Origin of the sequence: Alteromonas sp. ASW11-130 (assembly GCF_026183735.1) — a bacterium.
In the GTDB taxonomy this organism is placed as follows: domain Bacteria; phylum Pseudomonadota; class Gammaproteobacteria; order Enterobacterales; family Alteromonadaceae; genus Alteromonas.
Window position 1 is genome coordinate 15,332 of the sequence record NZ_JAPFRE010000039.1, and the last position, 14,690, is coordinate 30,021.

14 protein-coding genes are annotated in these 14,690 nt (G+C 43.4%); 8 read left to right on the forward strand and 6 right to left on the reverse strand.

The features are described 5' to 3' along the window. Positions 1-536: 536 nt before the first annotated feature. Genes OPS28_RS13745 through OPS28_RS13755 form a run of 3 tightly spaced genes read left to right on the forward strand, consistent with a single transcriptional unit; the run spans position 537 to position 3,760 of the window. A complete protein-coding gene (locus tag OPS28_RS13745; protein WP_265610040.1) occupies positions 537-821 on the forward strand; it encodes an OadG family protein in 285 nt (94 codons plus the stop codon). 2 nt (positions 822-823) lie between these two features. Then, positions 824-2,626, forward strand: coding sequence for a sodium-extruding oxaloacetate decarboxylase subunit alpha (gene oadA / locus OPS28_RS13750; protein ID WP_265610041.1), 1,803 nt, complete (start codon positions 824-826; stop codon positions 2,624-2,626). 3 nt (positions 2,627-2,629) lie between these two features. Further along, positions 2,630-3,760: a sodium ion-translocating decarboxylase subunit beta gene (locus OPS28_RS13755; RefSeq protein ID WP_265610042.1), complete on the forward strand. Its 1,131-nt coding sequence runs from the start codon at positions 2,630-2,632 to the stop codon at positions 3,758-3,760. Here OPS28_RS13755 and OPS28_RS13760 read toward each other — a convergent pair. The 6 genes from OPS28_RS13760 to pspF are packed head-to-tail and all read right to left on the reverse strand — an operon-like array spanning position 3,757 to position 10,180. Next, positions 3,757-4,551 carry an ATP-binding cassette domain-containing protein gene (locus OPS28_RS13760; RefSeq protein ID WP_265610043.1) on the reverse strand — a complete coding sequence of 265 codons (795 nt, stop codon included), beginning with the start codon at positions 4,549-4,551 and terminating at the stop codon, positions 3,757-3,759. The two genes, OPS28_RS13755 and OPS28_RS13760, sit on opposite strands and share 4 nt — an antisense overlap. Beyond that, positions 4,548-5,543 carry a peptide ABC transporter ATP-binding protein gene (locus tag OPS28_RS13765; RefSeq protein WP_265610044.1) on the reverse strand — a complete coding sequence of 332 codons (996 nt, stop codon included), beginning with the start codon at positions 5,541-5,543 and terminating at the stop codon, positions 4,548-4,550. Before OPS28_RS13765 ends, OPS28_RS13760 begins: the two co-directional genes overlap by 4 nt. After that, entirely contained in the window at positions 5,543-6,436 is an 894-nt protein-coding gene (locus tag OPS28_RS13770) for an ABC transporter permease subunit (RefSeq protein WP_265610045.1), read from the reverse strand. The genes OPS28_RS13765 and OPS28_RS13770 overlap by 1 nt, the downstream gene beginning before the upstream one ends. Then, a complete protein-coding gene (locus OPS28_RS13775) occupies positions 6,423-7,454 on the reverse strand; it encodes an ABC transporter permease subunit (RefSeq protein WP_442864001.1) in 1,032 nt (343 codons plus the stop codon). The genes OPS28_RS13770 and OPS28_RS13775 overlap by 14 nt, the downstream gene beginning before the upstream one ends. Further along, a complete protein-coding gene (locus OPS28_RS13780) occupies positions 7,451-9,076 on the reverse strand; it encodes an ABC transporter substrate-binding protein (protein ID WP_265610046.1) in 1,626 nt (541 codons plus the stop codon). Before OPS28_RS13780 ends, OPS28_RS13775 begins: the two co-directional genes overlap by 4 nt. 3 nt (positions 9,077-9,079) lie before the next feature. Next, the gene (gene pspF, locus OPS28_RS13785; protein WP_265610047.1) at positions 9,080-10,180 is read right to left on the reverse strand and encodes a phage shock protein operon transcriptional activator; all 1,101 of its coding nucleotides are present in this window, start codon (positions 10,178-10,180) and stop codon (positions 9,080-9,082) included. Positions 10,181-10,391: 211 nt separating this feature from the next. Here pspF and pspA point away from each other — a divergent pair, with 211 nt between their 5' ends. The 5 genes from pspA (at position 10,392) to tyrR (ending at position 14,498) form a co-directional block, all read left to right on the forward strand. Next, positions 10,392-11,081 (forward strand): phage shock protein PspA, encoded by a 690-nt coding sequence (gene pspA / locus OPS28_RS13790; RefSeq protein ID WP_265610048.1) that lies wholly within the window; start codon positions 10,392-10,394, stop codon positions 11,079-11,081. A gap of 61 nt (positions 11,082-11,142) precedes the next feature. Continuing rightward, positions 11,143-11,382, forward strand: coding sequence for an envelope stress response membrane protein PspB (gene pspB, locus OPS28_RS13795; RefSeq protein ID WP_265610049.1), 240 nt, complete (start codon positions 11,143-11,145; stop codon positions 11,380-11,382). Next, positions 11,379-11,819 carry an envelope stress response membrane protein PspC gene (gene pspC, locus OPS28_RS13800; protein WP_265610050.1) on the forward strand — a complete coding sequence of 147 codons (441 nt, stop codon included), beginning with the start codon at positions 11,379-11,381 and terminating at the stop codon, positions 11,817-11,819. The genes pspB and pspC overlap by 4 nt, the downstream gene beginning before the upstream one ends. A gap of 190 nt (positions 11,820-12,009) precedes the next feature. Beyond that, positions 12,010-12,807, forward strand: coding sequence for a phenylalanine 4-monooxygenase (gene phhA / locus OPS28_RS13805; RefSeq protein ID WP_265610051.1), 798 nt, complete (start codon positions 12,010-12,012; stop codon positions 12,805-12,807). Between the two features lie 134 nt (positions 12,808-12,941). Then, positions 12,942-14,498, forward strand: coding sequence for a transcriptional regulator TyrR (gene tyrR / locus OPS28_RS13810; RefSeq protein WP_265610052.1), 1,557 nt, complete (start codon positions 12,942-12,944; stop codon positions 14,496-14,498). Positions 14,499-14,690 lie beyond the last annotated feature (192 nt).

Below are 14,690 nucleotides of genomic sequence, written 5' to 3' on the forward strand. Positions count from 1 at the left end.
TGACCAGCCTCTCGCAGAGCGAGAGTCGTTCAGGCAGCGCAAGCCAAATTGTTGGCTTGCTCAAATCCGCCTTCACCCTTCCACACGCGCCATTTTATAAACCCACCTCACGGTGGGTTTTTTGTTTTTTAGTGTGTTGGATTGCCAGCCTCTCGCAGAGCGAGAGTCGTTCAGGCAGCGCAAGCTAAGTTATTTAAACAGCTTGCGCAGTGGTAAGCGAAATCCTATTGGCTCAAACTTGGTAACCGGTTAGATAAAAGCGAAAAGAATGTACGTTTCCTTACCCACGCAGCGACCTAGAGTTCTTCAATTTTTAATTGTACTAACTTCGCTTACTTTTATCTTTTGAAACCATACGGCAATAAACTTATCAATAAGGGGAAAACTCTTAGGCTGTGTAAGCACACATATCCGAACCAATATCGATTTATTGAGGGCGAAAATTTGCTGGTTTATACCCCATCCGTTCTATTGAGTTTAAAGTAACCACGTGATACTTATAGTTAATTGGTGACCGCATACGGGTAAATAGGGTAATGAACTCAGAAGCAATTTCCACTCTGCTTTTTGAAGCGTCAACATTATTGGTTATCGGTATGACATTCGTTTTCCTGTTTCTCACCCTTTTGATAGCGGCAATTAACCTTATTGCTGCATTTTGCCGAAAATTTCCCGGTCATTTCCATACAGACCCTAAAACAACACTCCCGCAGGCCCCCCTGCCAAATACCGATGATCAACCAGACGCAAAAACCATGGCAGTAATAGGGGCTGCGGTTCATCAATATCGAAAAAAGCATCGATTAAACGTTAAGGATTAAACATGTCTAAGCCGCTTGGCATCACCGAACTCGTTTTAAGAGACGCGCATCAATCATTATTGGCCACGCGTTTACGTCTTGAAGATATGCTCTCTATTGCTCAGCAATTAGATGAAGTGGGTTATTGGTCTGTTGAATCGTGGGGAGGCGCAACCTTTGATGCGTGCATCCGGTATTTGGGAGAAGATCCGTGGGAGCGGATCAGAGCGATAAAAAAAGCCATGCCTAATACACCCCAGCAAATGTTACTAAGAGGTCAGAATTTACTCGGATATCGTCATTATGCTGATGATGTGGTGGAAAAGTTTGTTCAACGAGCTCACGAAAATGGTGTCGATATATTTCGCATTTTCGATGCAATGAATGACGTGAGAAATTTAGCCACGGCGATTAGAGCGACATTAGATTGTGGCGCGCATGCTCAGGGCACACTCGCTTACACCGTCAGCCCTGTACATAATCTTGATAGCTGGTTGACCATGGCCAAAAAGTTGGAAGATTTAGGCGTACATTCAATATGCATCAAGGACATGGCTGGCTTGTTGAATCCATACACATGTGAAGCGTTAATCAGTGGGTTGAAAGAAACAGTTTCGGTGCCCATTGCAATGCAGTGCCATGCTACAACTGGCCTAAGTACGGCTACTTACCAAAAGGCAATCGATGCCGGTATAGATATGCTCGATACAGCGATTTCACCGATGAGCATGACGTATGGCCATACTGCTACCGAAACAATTGTTTCTATCGTGGAAGACACAGAGCGCGCGACGGGAATAAAGTTAAATCAGCTCGAACCTATTGCAGACTATTTCAGAGATATTCGGAAAAAATACAGCCAGTTTGAGGGCAGTCTAAAAGGTGTCGATGCGCGAATTTTAACGGCGCAGGTGCCAGGTGGGATGTTAACGAATATGGAAAGTCAACTCAAAGAACAGAATGCCTTGGACAGGTTTGCCGAGGTTCTAAAAGAAATCCCACAAGTACGTGAAGACTTAGGCTATATTCCGTTGGTTACCCCTACCTCGCAAATTGTCGGAACGCAGGCAGTTATTAATGTGTTGACTGGTGAGCGTTACAAAAGCATATCTAAAGAAACCGCAGGGGTTTTGAAAGGCGAGTATGGCGCATCAGCAGCACCCGTAAATAAATCTCTGCAAGAGCGTGTACTAGATGGACATGACCCAATAACATGCAGACCAGCTGATTTATTAAAACCTGAAATGAATTCGCTAACTGAAGAGTTAATTCAGTTAGCTGAGGAAAAGTCGTTTTCACTTGCGGACAACAAGGTAGACGACGTACTTACTTATGCTTTGTTCCCTCAGATTGGTTTAAAGTTTTTACAACATCGTGGCAATGCTGATGCCTTTGAGCCCGCGCCGACGAATCAAGAGACGCAAACCGAAGCGGCCCCCCCTGAACCGGTTGACTCTAAAGCACAGGAAGCTTCGACAGAACAGTATGATGTCGTAGTCGACGGTAAAGCGTATCAAGTACAAGTAAGTCCAGCTGGTACCGTGAAGTCAGCGGTGGCTAAACCTCAACAAAATTCGTCACAAGAAAGCAAACCAGCCTCAGGTTCAGTTGAGACAATTGCTATAAATGCTCCGCTTTCTGGCAATGTATTTAAAGTACTGGTAAGAACAGGTCAGCATGTTTCTGAAGGTGAAGTGATCATTATCTTAGAAGCAATGAAAATGGAAACGGAAATACGTTCTGCTCATTCAGGCGACGTTACCAATATTATGGTATCAGAAGGAGACTCGGTGAAGAGTGGTCAACAACTAGTAGAGCTGGGCTAGCAAATGGAGAAATTCAACGTTTTGTGGCAAAGCACTGCTTTGGCCCATTTCTCTGCTGGCCAACTTGTGATGATGCTGGTGGGTCTATCATTGCTGTATTTGGCGATAGTGAAAAAATTTGAGCCTTTGCTTTTACTTCCCATTGGCTTTGGAGCATTGCTGACCAACATCCCTCTGGCGGGGTTTTCAGAGGCAGGAGGGATTCTCTACTACATCTATAATGTAGGCATTGATACAGGGGTATTTCCGCTCCTGATATTTATGGGGGTAGGAGCAATGACGGATTTTGGAGCGCTTATTGCTAATCCCCGCATGCTGTTGCTTGGTGCTGCTGCTCAGTTCGGTATTTTTGCGACCTTGTTTGGCGCGATTGCGCTGAATTGGCTTCCGGGTTTTTCGTTTTCCTTGCAAGATGCGAGCGCGATAGCCATTATTGGCGGTGCTGATGGTCCAACAGCCATTTTTCTTGCCTCAAGGCTGGCGCCAGAGTTACTCGGTGCTATCGCGGTTGCTGCGTATTCTTATATGGCCCTGGTTCCGATTATTCAGCCGCCCATCATGAGAGCGTTAACCACGCCCGCCGAGCGAGAAATAGAAATGGAGCAGCTCAGAGAAGTAAGCCAACGAGAAAAAATAGTCTTTCCCATAGCGGTGTTGTTATTAACTATTCTCTTTTTACCTGCTGCCACGCCTTTAGTAGGAATGTTTTGTCTTGGTAACCTGATGCGCGAAAGTGGTGTGGTAGAACGCTTGAACAAAACGGCACAGAATGAACTAATCAATATTGTTACTATATTTCTAGGTTTAGCCGTTGGTTCTAAACTATCCGCAGAGAAATTTTTAACCGTTGAAACACTTGGGATTTTAGCACTAGGAGCGGTGGCATTTGGGATTGGTACGGCCACAGGGGTGTTAATGGCAAAGTTGATGAGTCGCTTAAGCAGCAAAAAAATTAACCCTTTGATTGGTGCTGCGGGCGTTTCGGCTGTCCCTATGGCGGCTAGAGTGGTGAATAAGGTTGGACTTGAAGCAAACCCGCATAATTTTTTATTAATGCATGCTATGGGGCCGAATGTCGCCGGTGTGCTTGGGTCAGCGGTGGCCGCGGGCGTGCTGCTTGCGTTGGTGGGTTAGCGAAGTGTTTGCTGTGGTACCAACGATTGATAAGCCAAAATTAGCTTTTTAGTCGTATCGTGCTGCGGCCACCGAAAGATGGTCTCCGTTTTACCTGACTCGACAATTTGACCATTTTCCATCACGATAATTTTATCGGCTAAGTGTCTGACGATACCGAGATTATGCGAGATGAAGATAAATGCAAGGCCCATCTCGCTTTGTAGCTTCAGGATCAAATTAACCGTTTGTGAGCGCACAGAGGGATCAAGAGCCGCAAAGGGTTCATCTGCCACTAATATCTTGGGTTGAAGTATGAGCGCACGCGCAAGAGCGACCCGTTGCTGCTGGCCATCTGATAGCATGTGACGATAAAAGTATATATGTTCACGAAGAAGACCAACCTTTATCAGGACCTCTTCAACTAATTTTCGGCGTTCAATTTCATTATATTTTGTATTCAGCCGTAAAGGTTCATCAAGTATTTTACCTACCGGCAAACCAGGATTCATGGCCTCACCACTGAACTGAAAAATCATTCGTACATCGTGGCTGATATGCGATGGCTGATAAGCATGATGCGCAAAGTGACTGTTAAGGGTAATTTCGCCGCTATCGGCTTTTAATGCACCCACTAACAGTTTAGCTAACAAAGATTTTCCGGCCCGATTCTCACCAATTATTGCAATGGTTTCGCCCCGACGCACATCCAGATCTATAGGCCCCAATTCAAACACTTCAGGTTTCTTCAACCAGCTTTTTTTATTACAGTGTTTAAAATAAAGTTGGTTAACTTTTAATATTTCACTCATCGCTTATCCATATGCAAAGGGAAGTGGCAGCTATAGGTATGATCATGAACCTTTCGGACAGCAGGCGTAACGACACATTGCTTTTGTGCGCGAGGGCATCGTGGGCCCAGGCGGCACCCAATAGGTACATGTTGAAGCGTTGGGATAGTACCGTCTAAAGTGGGTAAATATGACTTGGGTGGCAAATCATTCCGAAAACTAGGGGCGCTGTCTAATAGCGCTTTAGTATATGGGTGAAGAGGGCGTTTTCTGATGTGTTTCATATGCCCTGATTCAACAGTCTGTCCGCAATATAACACGGTCATAGTATGGGCCATGCTAGCAATGGCCAATAAGTCATGGCTGACAAATAAAATTGAAAGTGATTTCGTCTGGTTTAGTCTTGCTAACAGTTTTAGAACTTTAGTTTTGGTGGTGGTTTCCATTCCCCGGGTAGGATCGTCAGCAATCAGCAAATCTGGTTGCGAAACTAACGCCATGGCGATCATGAATTTTTGTCCAATATCGGTAGAGATTTGGTGAGGAAAAGCATTTAAGTAATGTTCGTGATTTTTGATACCGACCTTATGCACGAGTCCTATAGCAGTGCGTTTACGAGATTGCTTGCGTTGCCAGAATAATTTACCTTCTACAAGTTCTTTAGGTATGCTTTCTTCAAGTTGTTCACCTAATGTGGTTGACGGGTCCATCGCCGAAATGGGATTCTGAAACACTACAGCAATGTCTCGCCGCATGATTTCCCGGCGCTCTTCTGAACGCATCGACAACAAGTTTTCTCCCTTCCAGGTCATTCTATCTGCTGTAACATGCCATTGTGGAGGCAAAGCACCTGAGATTGCCGAAACGATCAAACTTTTTCCTGAGCCTGACTCTCCAACCAAGGCTCTAATTTCACCGCTGTTGATAGCCAGATTAACGCGATCCAGCGCCTTAACCCGAACACCGCCTGTCTCCATTTCTAAGGTCAAATTTTTAATATCCAGCATTGGCATTATTGAGTTAACCTCTTTCTAAGGGCAGAGCGCAAACCGTCACCGACTACATTAATTGCCAATACTATTAAAAATATAGTTAAACCTGGCAACGCGACAGTCCAAGGTGCGACATAAGCAACGTCCATTCCGTCAGCTAACATTGCTCCTAGTTCAGGGACCGGGGGGCGCGCACCTAGATTAAGAAAACCTAAAGCAGAAATATCGATAACTGCAATAGACAATGCGATGGTGCCCTGGACGACAAGCATTTCAATCATATTAGGTAGAATCGAATAAAAGAAAAGCTGAAGATGATTTGCTCCATCCAACTTGGAGGCTAATACATATTCTTTTTTCATTTCGGTGCGTACAAAGGAACGTGTGTGGTGAACAAACTGGGGGGTAAGAGCCAGCGTGATAGCCCACATACTGTTAACTAAACCTGTACCCAGTACAGCAACAATAATTATTGCTATGAGCAAGGTAGGAATTGCCATAAGCGCATCAAGAAGGTGGTTAATTACGCTGGAGCGCACACCCTCTAGCATGCCCGCAATTGTACCAATCGTCACACCTACAACCATTGCGACCAACACTAACAAAATGCTACTACCTAGTGTAACGCGACAGCCATACACTATTCTCGAAAAGAGATCTCTACCTAGCGCATCCGTGCCAAACAAATGCGATATAGTCCCGTTAACGTTCCAGCTAGGCGGTATAAAAAGTGCGTTAACATTTTGTTGTAAGGGATCGTAGGGGGCAATGATTGGCGCAAATAGCGAGAACACAAGAAAAAATAACAATATCATTAATCCTAGCGATGCTATATGGCTTGAACGAAACTCCCGCCACGTCTTCTGCCAGGGGGATGGGTGGAATTCTTCTTGATAGAGACTAAATTGTGCCACGTTCGAATTTTTCCCTGCTTGGATCGATAAGTCTATTAAAGAAATCAATTAAGATGGTCAACGTAATCACCATGGTAGAAACCGCGAGCATCCCAATACGTAATGCAGGATAGTCTCGTTGGTTTATAGCATTTATTAGCCAGTTACCGATACCAGGCCAAGAGAATAAAGTCTCGACGATCATCGCGTTGGTAATGAGCGTCGTTACCTGGATAGCCATCAAAGGTAAAATAGGGAGCAAGGCGTTGCGTAAAATATGACGCATGAATATTTGGCGTTTACTTAGTCCTCTGGACCGTGCCGCAGTAATGTAAGGGCTGTTCACCACATCTATTACTGAGCGACGGGTAATCCGAATCATGGCCGCCGTACTTATCAAACCAATTGTTATTGTGGGTAAAATCAGGTGCTTGATGGCATCTTTCAACGCGAGGCTATGGTTGATATCTTCAGCTAATAATATATCGATTAGTATGAATCCAGTTTTGTTTGGCACTTCAAACAATAAACTAATACGTCCTGATAGTGGAACCATTCCCGCATCTAAGCTAAAAAATAAAATAAATATCAAGGCCAACCAGAAAACGGGAAAAGAATAACTGAAAATGCTAGCCGTATTAATAGCATAGTCAGAAGCGGTATAGCTCCTCAATCCAGCGTAACAACCCACAGGAACACCGATTATCACTGCTATGACCATTGCATAGGTACTTAATTCAAACGTAGCGGGCATGGCAATACCAATTTCGTCGCGCAGAGACTCGCCAGATATAAAACTATAACCCCAGTTGCCACTAAATAGTTGCTGTAGGTAATGGTAAAATTGAATTGGGTAGGGTTGATCAAGTTTGAATTGTTTAATTAACGCCTCACGTTGAATATCATTCTGTGGCACCAAACCAGTAAGATTGATGAGGGGGTCACCGGGAAACATATAAATCAACGAAAACGAAAGTAACGCCAACACGAGCAGCGTAAGGGTAAATAATATCGTGTATCGAGACAGAGCGTTGATCACAGTTTTTTCTCTACTCCTGCAAAGTTAATTCCCCCATATGGGTTGATCGACATACCAGACAACCCTGAGCGGTATGCCTGATACCGGTAAGCATGAGCGAGAGGAACAAGGGGTAATTGCTCATAAAGAAGTCGATTAACTTGCTGATAAATTCGTTTACGTTGTTCGATATTTTCTGTTTTGAGCGCGGCGTTAATTAGCCTATCGTAGTTACTGTTGCACCACATAGCGCGATTGGTGCCAGATGGTATTGCCCCGCAACTCAACAGCGGACGATAGAAATTATCAGGATCACCGCTATCTGCGGACCAACCAATCAAAACAGAATCATGCGCACCATCGCGCAGGTGCCGACGAAAGGTTGTCCAATCGTAAGAAATAATGTCGGCTTTTATACCTACCTCAGCCAAGTAGCGTTGCATCAACTCAGCCATTTTTGCCGCATTAGGATTGTACGCTCGCTCGACTGGCATCGCCCAAATTGTCATACGAAATCCTTCGGGTACGCCGGCATCATTAAGAAGCTTGCGTGCAAGTACCGGATTGTATGCAGTATCATCAGCATCACGCTGATATGCCCAACTTGCTGGAGGGAGTAAAGTTTTGGCGCGAACTGCGCTATCAAAATAAACTGTTTCGAGCAGTGTATTTTTATCGATCGCGAAAGCCAGAGCGCGGCGCACGTCTGGGTTATTAAAGGGACTTTTCTGGGTATTGAACGCCCAGAACCCAATATTTAACCCTGGCTTTTCCGCAAGTTCTAGTTGGTCCCGTTGCCTAATCACCTCGACTTCAGCTTGAGATGGGAAGGCAATTGCGTCACATTCCCCTGTTATCAATTTGGCAAGTCGCAATGAGCTTTTGGGCGTAATGTCGTAAATTAGCCGTTCGCTACGAGGGGTGTCACGCCAGTAATTCTCGTGACGTTTAAAGCGAATATAATGATCTTTTCGATAACTTTGGAATTTAAAAGGGCCTGTACCTACTGGATAATGGTCAATTCGTTCCGGTACGCCTTTCTGCATTAATTGTTTAGCATACTCTTCGGAAAGAATAACCGAAAAATCAGTGGCTAAATTTGCCAAAAAGGAACTGTCACGGTTAATGAGCTTAATTCGCACCCGGTAGCTGTTTAATCGCGCTACTTCTTGAATATTGTCAGCGATGCCTAAACTTTCGAAATATGCATAGCGGCCTCCCGATACGTTATGATAGGGATGTGAAGGCAAGCGCCAGCGATCAATGCTAAAAATGACATCATCTGCGTTAAATGTTCGGGTAGGCGTAAAATAATCAGTGGTATGAAAGGTTACGCCTTTTCGTAGCTGGAATTCATACGTTAAACCGTCTTCAGAAACCTGCCAGCTATTCGCTAAACTGGCTTCTATCCGTCCAGAATCCGGATTGAAATCCAATAGTCTCCCATAGATTTGATGAGAGGACGCATCAGACGTGGTGCCGGAGGTATCTAACTGAGGATTAAAATTTATAGGGTTGCTTTCAGAACAATAGATAATACCTGAACGATAAAAATCTTCCGGTTTACCCTGTGAGCATCCACCCAAAACAATTGCTGTAGTCCAAGCGATAATAGCAGTTAGTAGCCGACTGACGCGTAGCATAAATTACTCGACCGCCTCTTGCGTAGAATCGAGCAAATTGTACTTTTTAAGATAACCGCGCAATTGATGATAGGTGAGGCTAAGCTTTTCCGCCGTCCGCCTTTGGTTAAACTGACTATCTGCCAGGGCTTGCTTAATCATATCAATTTCAAATTGTTGAGAGCGATCTTTTAAGTTGATGGGGTAGTCTATTCTGTCTGGTGTACGGGTTTCAACTTTTGTAGCGACTTCGTCATTTAACACCCCTTCATTTACACATTCTCTTTCGTTTGCTCCTGATGAAGCGATGCGATCAACCGTTTTTATACGAGACGAGGGACGAAATGCTGATTCGAACGGATCCAATACAATTTGATGAACGGGAAGATGTGGGTTATTGCACCGGTAAACAGCTCTTTCTACTACATTTTTAAGTTCACGAATGTTTCCTGGCCAATCATAATTCAATAGCGTCTGCTTCGCTTTTTCGGTGAACCCACTAAACAACTCCATTTCTAACTCCCGTGCCATATTGATCGCAAAGTTTTCGGCCAGCAACATGATATCTTCGCGACGCTCGCGCAGAGGGGGGATGGTAACGACATCAAAAGCTAAACGGTCAAGCAAGTCAGCACGAAACTCCCCAGCTTCCGCTAATGCCGGTAGGTCTTCGTTGGTAGCCGCAATTAATCTGACATCAGTCTTAATCGTTTTCGAACCACCAACCCGTTCGAATTCTCCGTATTCAATAACGCGTAGAAGTTTTTCCTGGACCAACCCCGAGGTGTTTGCCAGCTCATCAAGGAATAAGGTGCCATTGTGCGCTACTTCGAATCTTCCCTCTCTACGTTTTGCTGCACCCGTAAATGCACCTGATTCGTAACCAAATAATTCGCTTTCCAACAGGTTTTCGTTTAGCGCCGCACAGTTAAGCTTAATATAGTTCTGATCCCAACGTTGAGATAGATAGTGCAAACGAGCAGCGATCAGCTCTTTACCTGTACCTCGTTCTCCGATAACTAATACTGGTTTATTTAAGGGGGCAATTTGTGAAATTTGTTCCAGTACTTCTAAAAAACTGTTCGCCTGGCCTAGCAAATTATCTTGTTGACGATAGCGGCTCATTAACTTCCTCAATTATTAGCGAAATCGACCAATTAGTAGTGTACTTTAAAACTCACGGTATAACGAATATTATTTTCATGGAGAAAAGTCTCGTAAATTCATTGACTTATTTTGCTGAGCTAATTGGCAAGCATATTGAATACATCAACAGCAAAGGTAAATAAACTAATGCGGAAACGCATTCCATTGATACGAGATTGAGGTAATTATTATGGGTATCTTCTCGCGTTTCACTGATATAGTGAATTCAAATATTAATGCTTTGCTGGATAAAGCTGAAGATCCAGAGAAAATGGTTCGTCTCATCATTCAAGAGATGGAAGATACATTAGTTGAGGTACGTTCTACGTCCGCGAAAACGTTAGCAAGTAAAAAAGAAATTACTGCACAAATTGATAAATACCAATCTGAATCAGAAGATTGGGGGGCAAAAGCAGAACTTGCATTGAGTAAAGATCGTGAAGATTTAGCTCGTGCCGCGCTTCAAGAGAAGAAAAAGTGTAATGAAGCATCCGACACGTTAGAAAGAGAGTTGGGGATCGTTGATGAGCAAATAAATAAACTGCAAGACGAAATTGGCCAGTTACAAGAGAAACTTGCTGATGCCAAAGGTCGTCAAAAAGCGATTATTCTGCGTCAGAAAACGGCTAGCTCGCGTCTAAACGTGAAAAAAACGCTGGATAGTAATAAAGTTGATGCCGCCATGGGGCGCTTTGAGCAATATGAGCGTAAAATAGATGATCTTGAGTCACAGGTTGAAGCTTACGACTTAGGCAAGAAAACGTTGCAGGATGAGTTTGCTGAATTGGCCACGGATGACAAAATTGATGAAGAATTAGCTGCACTTAAAGCGAAGGTTCAGAAGTCATCAAAGCCAGCGAACACGTCGAAAAGTGAGTAAAATATAAGTGCGCTTTGCATAGCGAAGCGCGTATAAATATAGATTAATTAGGAGGTGATGTATGTCAGAGGGAATTATTGGATTGATTGTCGCGCCGATCATAATATTTATGATCTTTGTGGCACCGATATGGCTGATTCTGCACTACCGTAGTAAAAAACAGGTAAATCAGGGTTTAAGTGCAGAAGAATATACCACGTTGCAGGAGCTGGCCGAATCTGCTGAAAAAATGTCTGAACGTATCCAGACACTTGAAGCGATATTAGACAGTGAGTCGCCGCAGTGGAGGAATAGGGCATGAGCACGCGCAAACAACTGTATCGTGATACCGAACATGCAAGAATTGCGGGAGTGTGTGCCGGTGTTGCGAACTACTTTGGTATCGAGCGGTGGCTAGTAAGAATTCTTTTCGTCACGAGCTTTTTCTTACTCGCAGGCCCATTTATGTTAGTTGCCTATATTGCAGGCTGGTTTATTTTAGATAAAAAGCCCATAGGTTCTACAACAGCCCCACTTGAGAGCATATTTCAACATAGTGGTAAAGGGTGGCGTAACAAAGTTACCGATGGAGATAAAGTCTCAGTAAAGACAAAGGTTTGGCAAGCAGGCGAGCCACCAAAGCAGGCTTTTTTCGATATCAGTAAACAGTTCGCAGAGTCAGAAGCAAGGCTAAGACGAATTGAAAAATACGTAACCTCGAAGGAATTTCAATTGAATAGAGAAATAAGCCGACTCTAAGTATGTTGAATTGAATAGACTCATAAAAGCAGCGTTGGCTGCTTTTTTTCGTTTTAATGCAGCTAGCTACAGACAGTTGTAAATTTACTGTTACAGATTTACTACAACCATTCTGCGCCCTGACTCTTTAGGACAACCTAAATTTGATTAGACTAGCGTACAAATTTGAGAAAGCTTATGCGGAATTTTTATGAAAGGCACAACGTACAAATCGAAACCTTCAGATGAGAATGGTTACATTGCCTGGACTGACGAAGAAAACCAAATCTGGTCGGAGCTATATCACCGACAAATGGAACTTATCCAGGGTAGAGCTTGCCAACAGTATTTAGATGGTCTGAAATTAATTGGATTAACTGAACAATCCATTCCTCAGTTACCAGAGATCAATAAAGTATTGCTTGAAACCACAGGCTGGAAAACGACGGAAGTACCCGCGCTAATTAATTTTACAGAGTTTTTTAGGCTGTTAGCGAATAAAGAGTTCCCCGTAGCAACGTTCATTCGCACTCGAGAAGAATTCGATTATTTACAAGAGCCTGACATTTTTCATGAAATATTTGGTCACTGCCCGCTTCTGACTAACCCGGCGTTTGCTCACTTCACGCACACTTACGGAAAGCTTGGTCTGGCGGCCAGCAAAGAAGATCGCGTATATCTTGCGCGGCTTTACTGGTTCACCGTTGAATTTGGTTTGATGAATACAGAAGATGGACTTCGTATTTATGGTGGAGGTATTCTCTCTTCGCCTGGTGAAACCGTTTATGCGCTTGAAAGTGATAAACCAATTCGTAAGCCTTTAGATCCTGTGGATGCATTACGCACCCCTTATCGAATCGATATTATGCAACCTCTGTACTACGTATTAGATAAGTTTGATGATCTGTTTTCAATTTCTGAAATGGACATCATGGCCCTCGTAGAAGTGGCAAAATCAAAAGGGTTATTTGAACCTTTATTTCCACCAAAAGAGAAAAAAGCTAGTTAAATATAGAAGCGGAAGGATGACTTCCGCTTTATTTCTTCCTCCTTACACCTCCCCTTATGTTAAAAAGTTTTTTGTGGTCATGATCATAAATTGTGATATTCTGTAAAACTTAGTTTACAAAAAACAAGTTAGGTATGCGTTTAGAAATCTCTTGTCAGGACCGTCTTGGTATTACTCAGGACGTTTTGGACATTCTTGTTACTCATGAAATTGATTTACGCGGCATCGAAATTGAGCAGAGCGGCAAAATCTTCCTAAATTTCCCCAATATTGAATTCGCCGATTTTCAACATCTTATGCCACAGATAAGAAGGATAGATGGTATTGATGATGTGAAAACCACACCTTTTATGCCTGGTGAAAGGGAACGAAACCAATTATCAGCTGTGCTTAGAACCTTACCTGATCCTGTATTTTCCATCGACACTCGCGGTCAAGTCGTCATGTGTAATGAAGCTGTGATGGCTGATCTTGGTATGAATGCTGCCGCCATTAAGGGCCTAGAAATTAGCGAACTGGTTAAAGGCTTTAATTTCATGCGCTGGATGGAAGGCAAAGAAACCAAACATCAGACAGCCAAGGTGAAATTTGTACAAGAGGACTTTCTAGCCGATATTCTACCAATCACGGTTCCAGATGATGAAAATACGCCAATTTTGGCTGGGGCAGTCGTGATGCTTAAATCAGAAATTCGTTTAGGACAACAATTTAGCGCTTTTCATCAACCAGATTCAGACAGTTTTGACCATTTTGTCACTGACTCCGCCGCTATGCGTAAAGCAGTGAAAGAGGCCAAGCAGGTCGCTGATCTTGATGCACCTATCTTGATATTTGGTGAAACCGGCACCGGAAAAGAAATGATTGCCAAGGCGTGTCATCAAGCTAGTCGTCGAAGCGAAGGAGCGTTTCTTGCTTTAAATTGTGCATCGTTACCCGATGAGGTCGCTGAAACAGAAATGTTTGGTTGTGCACCTGGGGCATATAATCAGCCTAATGGAAAAGTGGGCTTATTAGAACTTGCCCAAGGTGGAACATTATTGCTAGACGAGATTGCGGATATGTCATCGCAACTCCAGGTTAAGCTATTACGCGTTTTAGAAGACGGCGAATTTAGACGCGTGGGCGGCGATGAACCTGTCTCAGTGGATGTAAGAATAATCAGTACTACTTGCCAAGATTTAGGGCAGCTTGTGGAAGAAGGCCGTTTCAGGAAAGAGCTTTACTATCGACTAAATGTACTAAGTTTAGTGGTACCATCGCTAAAGGAACGACGTGCAGATATTCTCCCCTTAGCTGAACTTTTTATTTTGCAACACAGCGGAAAATTAGGCAGGCGACCCGCTAAGCTATCTAAACCGTGTGCAGACTTTCTCCAACAATATCCCTGGCCCGGTAATGTTCGTCAAATGCAAAATGCATTATACAGAGCATTGTCACTGCTAAATGGAAATGAAATTAATAAAGAAGATGTCCAGGTACCCAATTGTGCCCCGGCCTCCACATACATTGATGAAAATTTTGACGGTACGTTGGACGAAGAAGTCAAAAAGTTTGAAAAAGATTTATTAAAGCGACTGTATCCCTCTTATCCAAGTACCCGTCAGCTCGCCAAAAAATTGGGTCTAAGTCATACCGCCATCGCTAACAAGCTGCGCGAATACGGGATAAATAAAGGTACTGTAAAAGTTTAATTACGTAACGTTGTAATTAATTTACGTTTACACCCAATCTCCTCCATTGCAATGTACCAGTTTCATCCATACAACGATGAAACTGGTATTATTATGTTCTACCATAAGCAACAATTAAAATATGAAGGTTTTCAGCGGTGATCAGCTTCGCCAACTTGCAATTGTGTAAAGGGAAATTTATTTGGATTTAGA

Coding starts and splice junctions, on each gene's coding strand:
- OPS28_RS13745 (WP_265610040.1), top strand. CDS start 537: ATGAACTCAGAAGCAATTTCCACTCTGCTTTTTGAAGCGTCAACATTA.
- oadA (WP_265610041.1), top strand. CDS start 824: ATGTCTAAGCCGCTTGGCATCACCGAACTCGTTTTAAGAGACGCGCAT.
- OPS28_RS13755 (WP_265610042.1), top strand. CDS start 2,630: ATGGAGAAATTCAACGTTTTGTGGCAAAGCACTGCTTTGGCCCATTTC.
- OPS28_RS13760 (WP_265610043.1), bottom strand. CDS start 4,551: ATGAGTGAAATATTAAAAGTTAACCAACTTTATTTTAAACACTGTAAT.
- OPS28_RS13765 (WP_265610044.1), bottom strand. CDS start 5,543: ATGCCAATGCTGGATATTAAAAATTTGACCTTAGAAATGGAGACAGGC.
- OPS28_RS13780 (WP_265610046.1), bottom strand. CDS start 9,076: ATGCTACGCGTCAGTCGGCTACTAACTGCTATTATCGCTTGGACTACA.
- pspF (WP_265610047.1), bottom strand. CDS start 10,180: ATGAGCCGCTATCGTCAACAAGATAATTTGCTAGGCCAGGCGAACAGT.
- pspA (WP_265610048.1), top strand. CDS start 10,392: ATGGGTATCTTCTCGCGTTTCACTGATATAGTGAATTCAAATATTAAT.
- pspB (WP_265610049.1), top strand. CDS start 11,143: ATGTCAGAGGGAATTATTGGATTGATTGTCGCGCCGATCATAATATTT.
- pspC (WP_265610050.1), top strand. CDS start 11,379: ATGAGCACGCGCAAACAACTGTATCGTGATACCGAACATGCAAGAATT.
- phhA (WP_265610051.1), top strand. CDS start 12,010: ATGAAAGGCACAACGTACAAATCGAAACCTTCAGATGAGAATGGTTAC.
- tyrR (WP_265610052.1), top strand. CDS start 12,942: ATGCGTTTAGAAATCTCTTGTCAGGACCGTCTTGGTATTACTCAGGAC.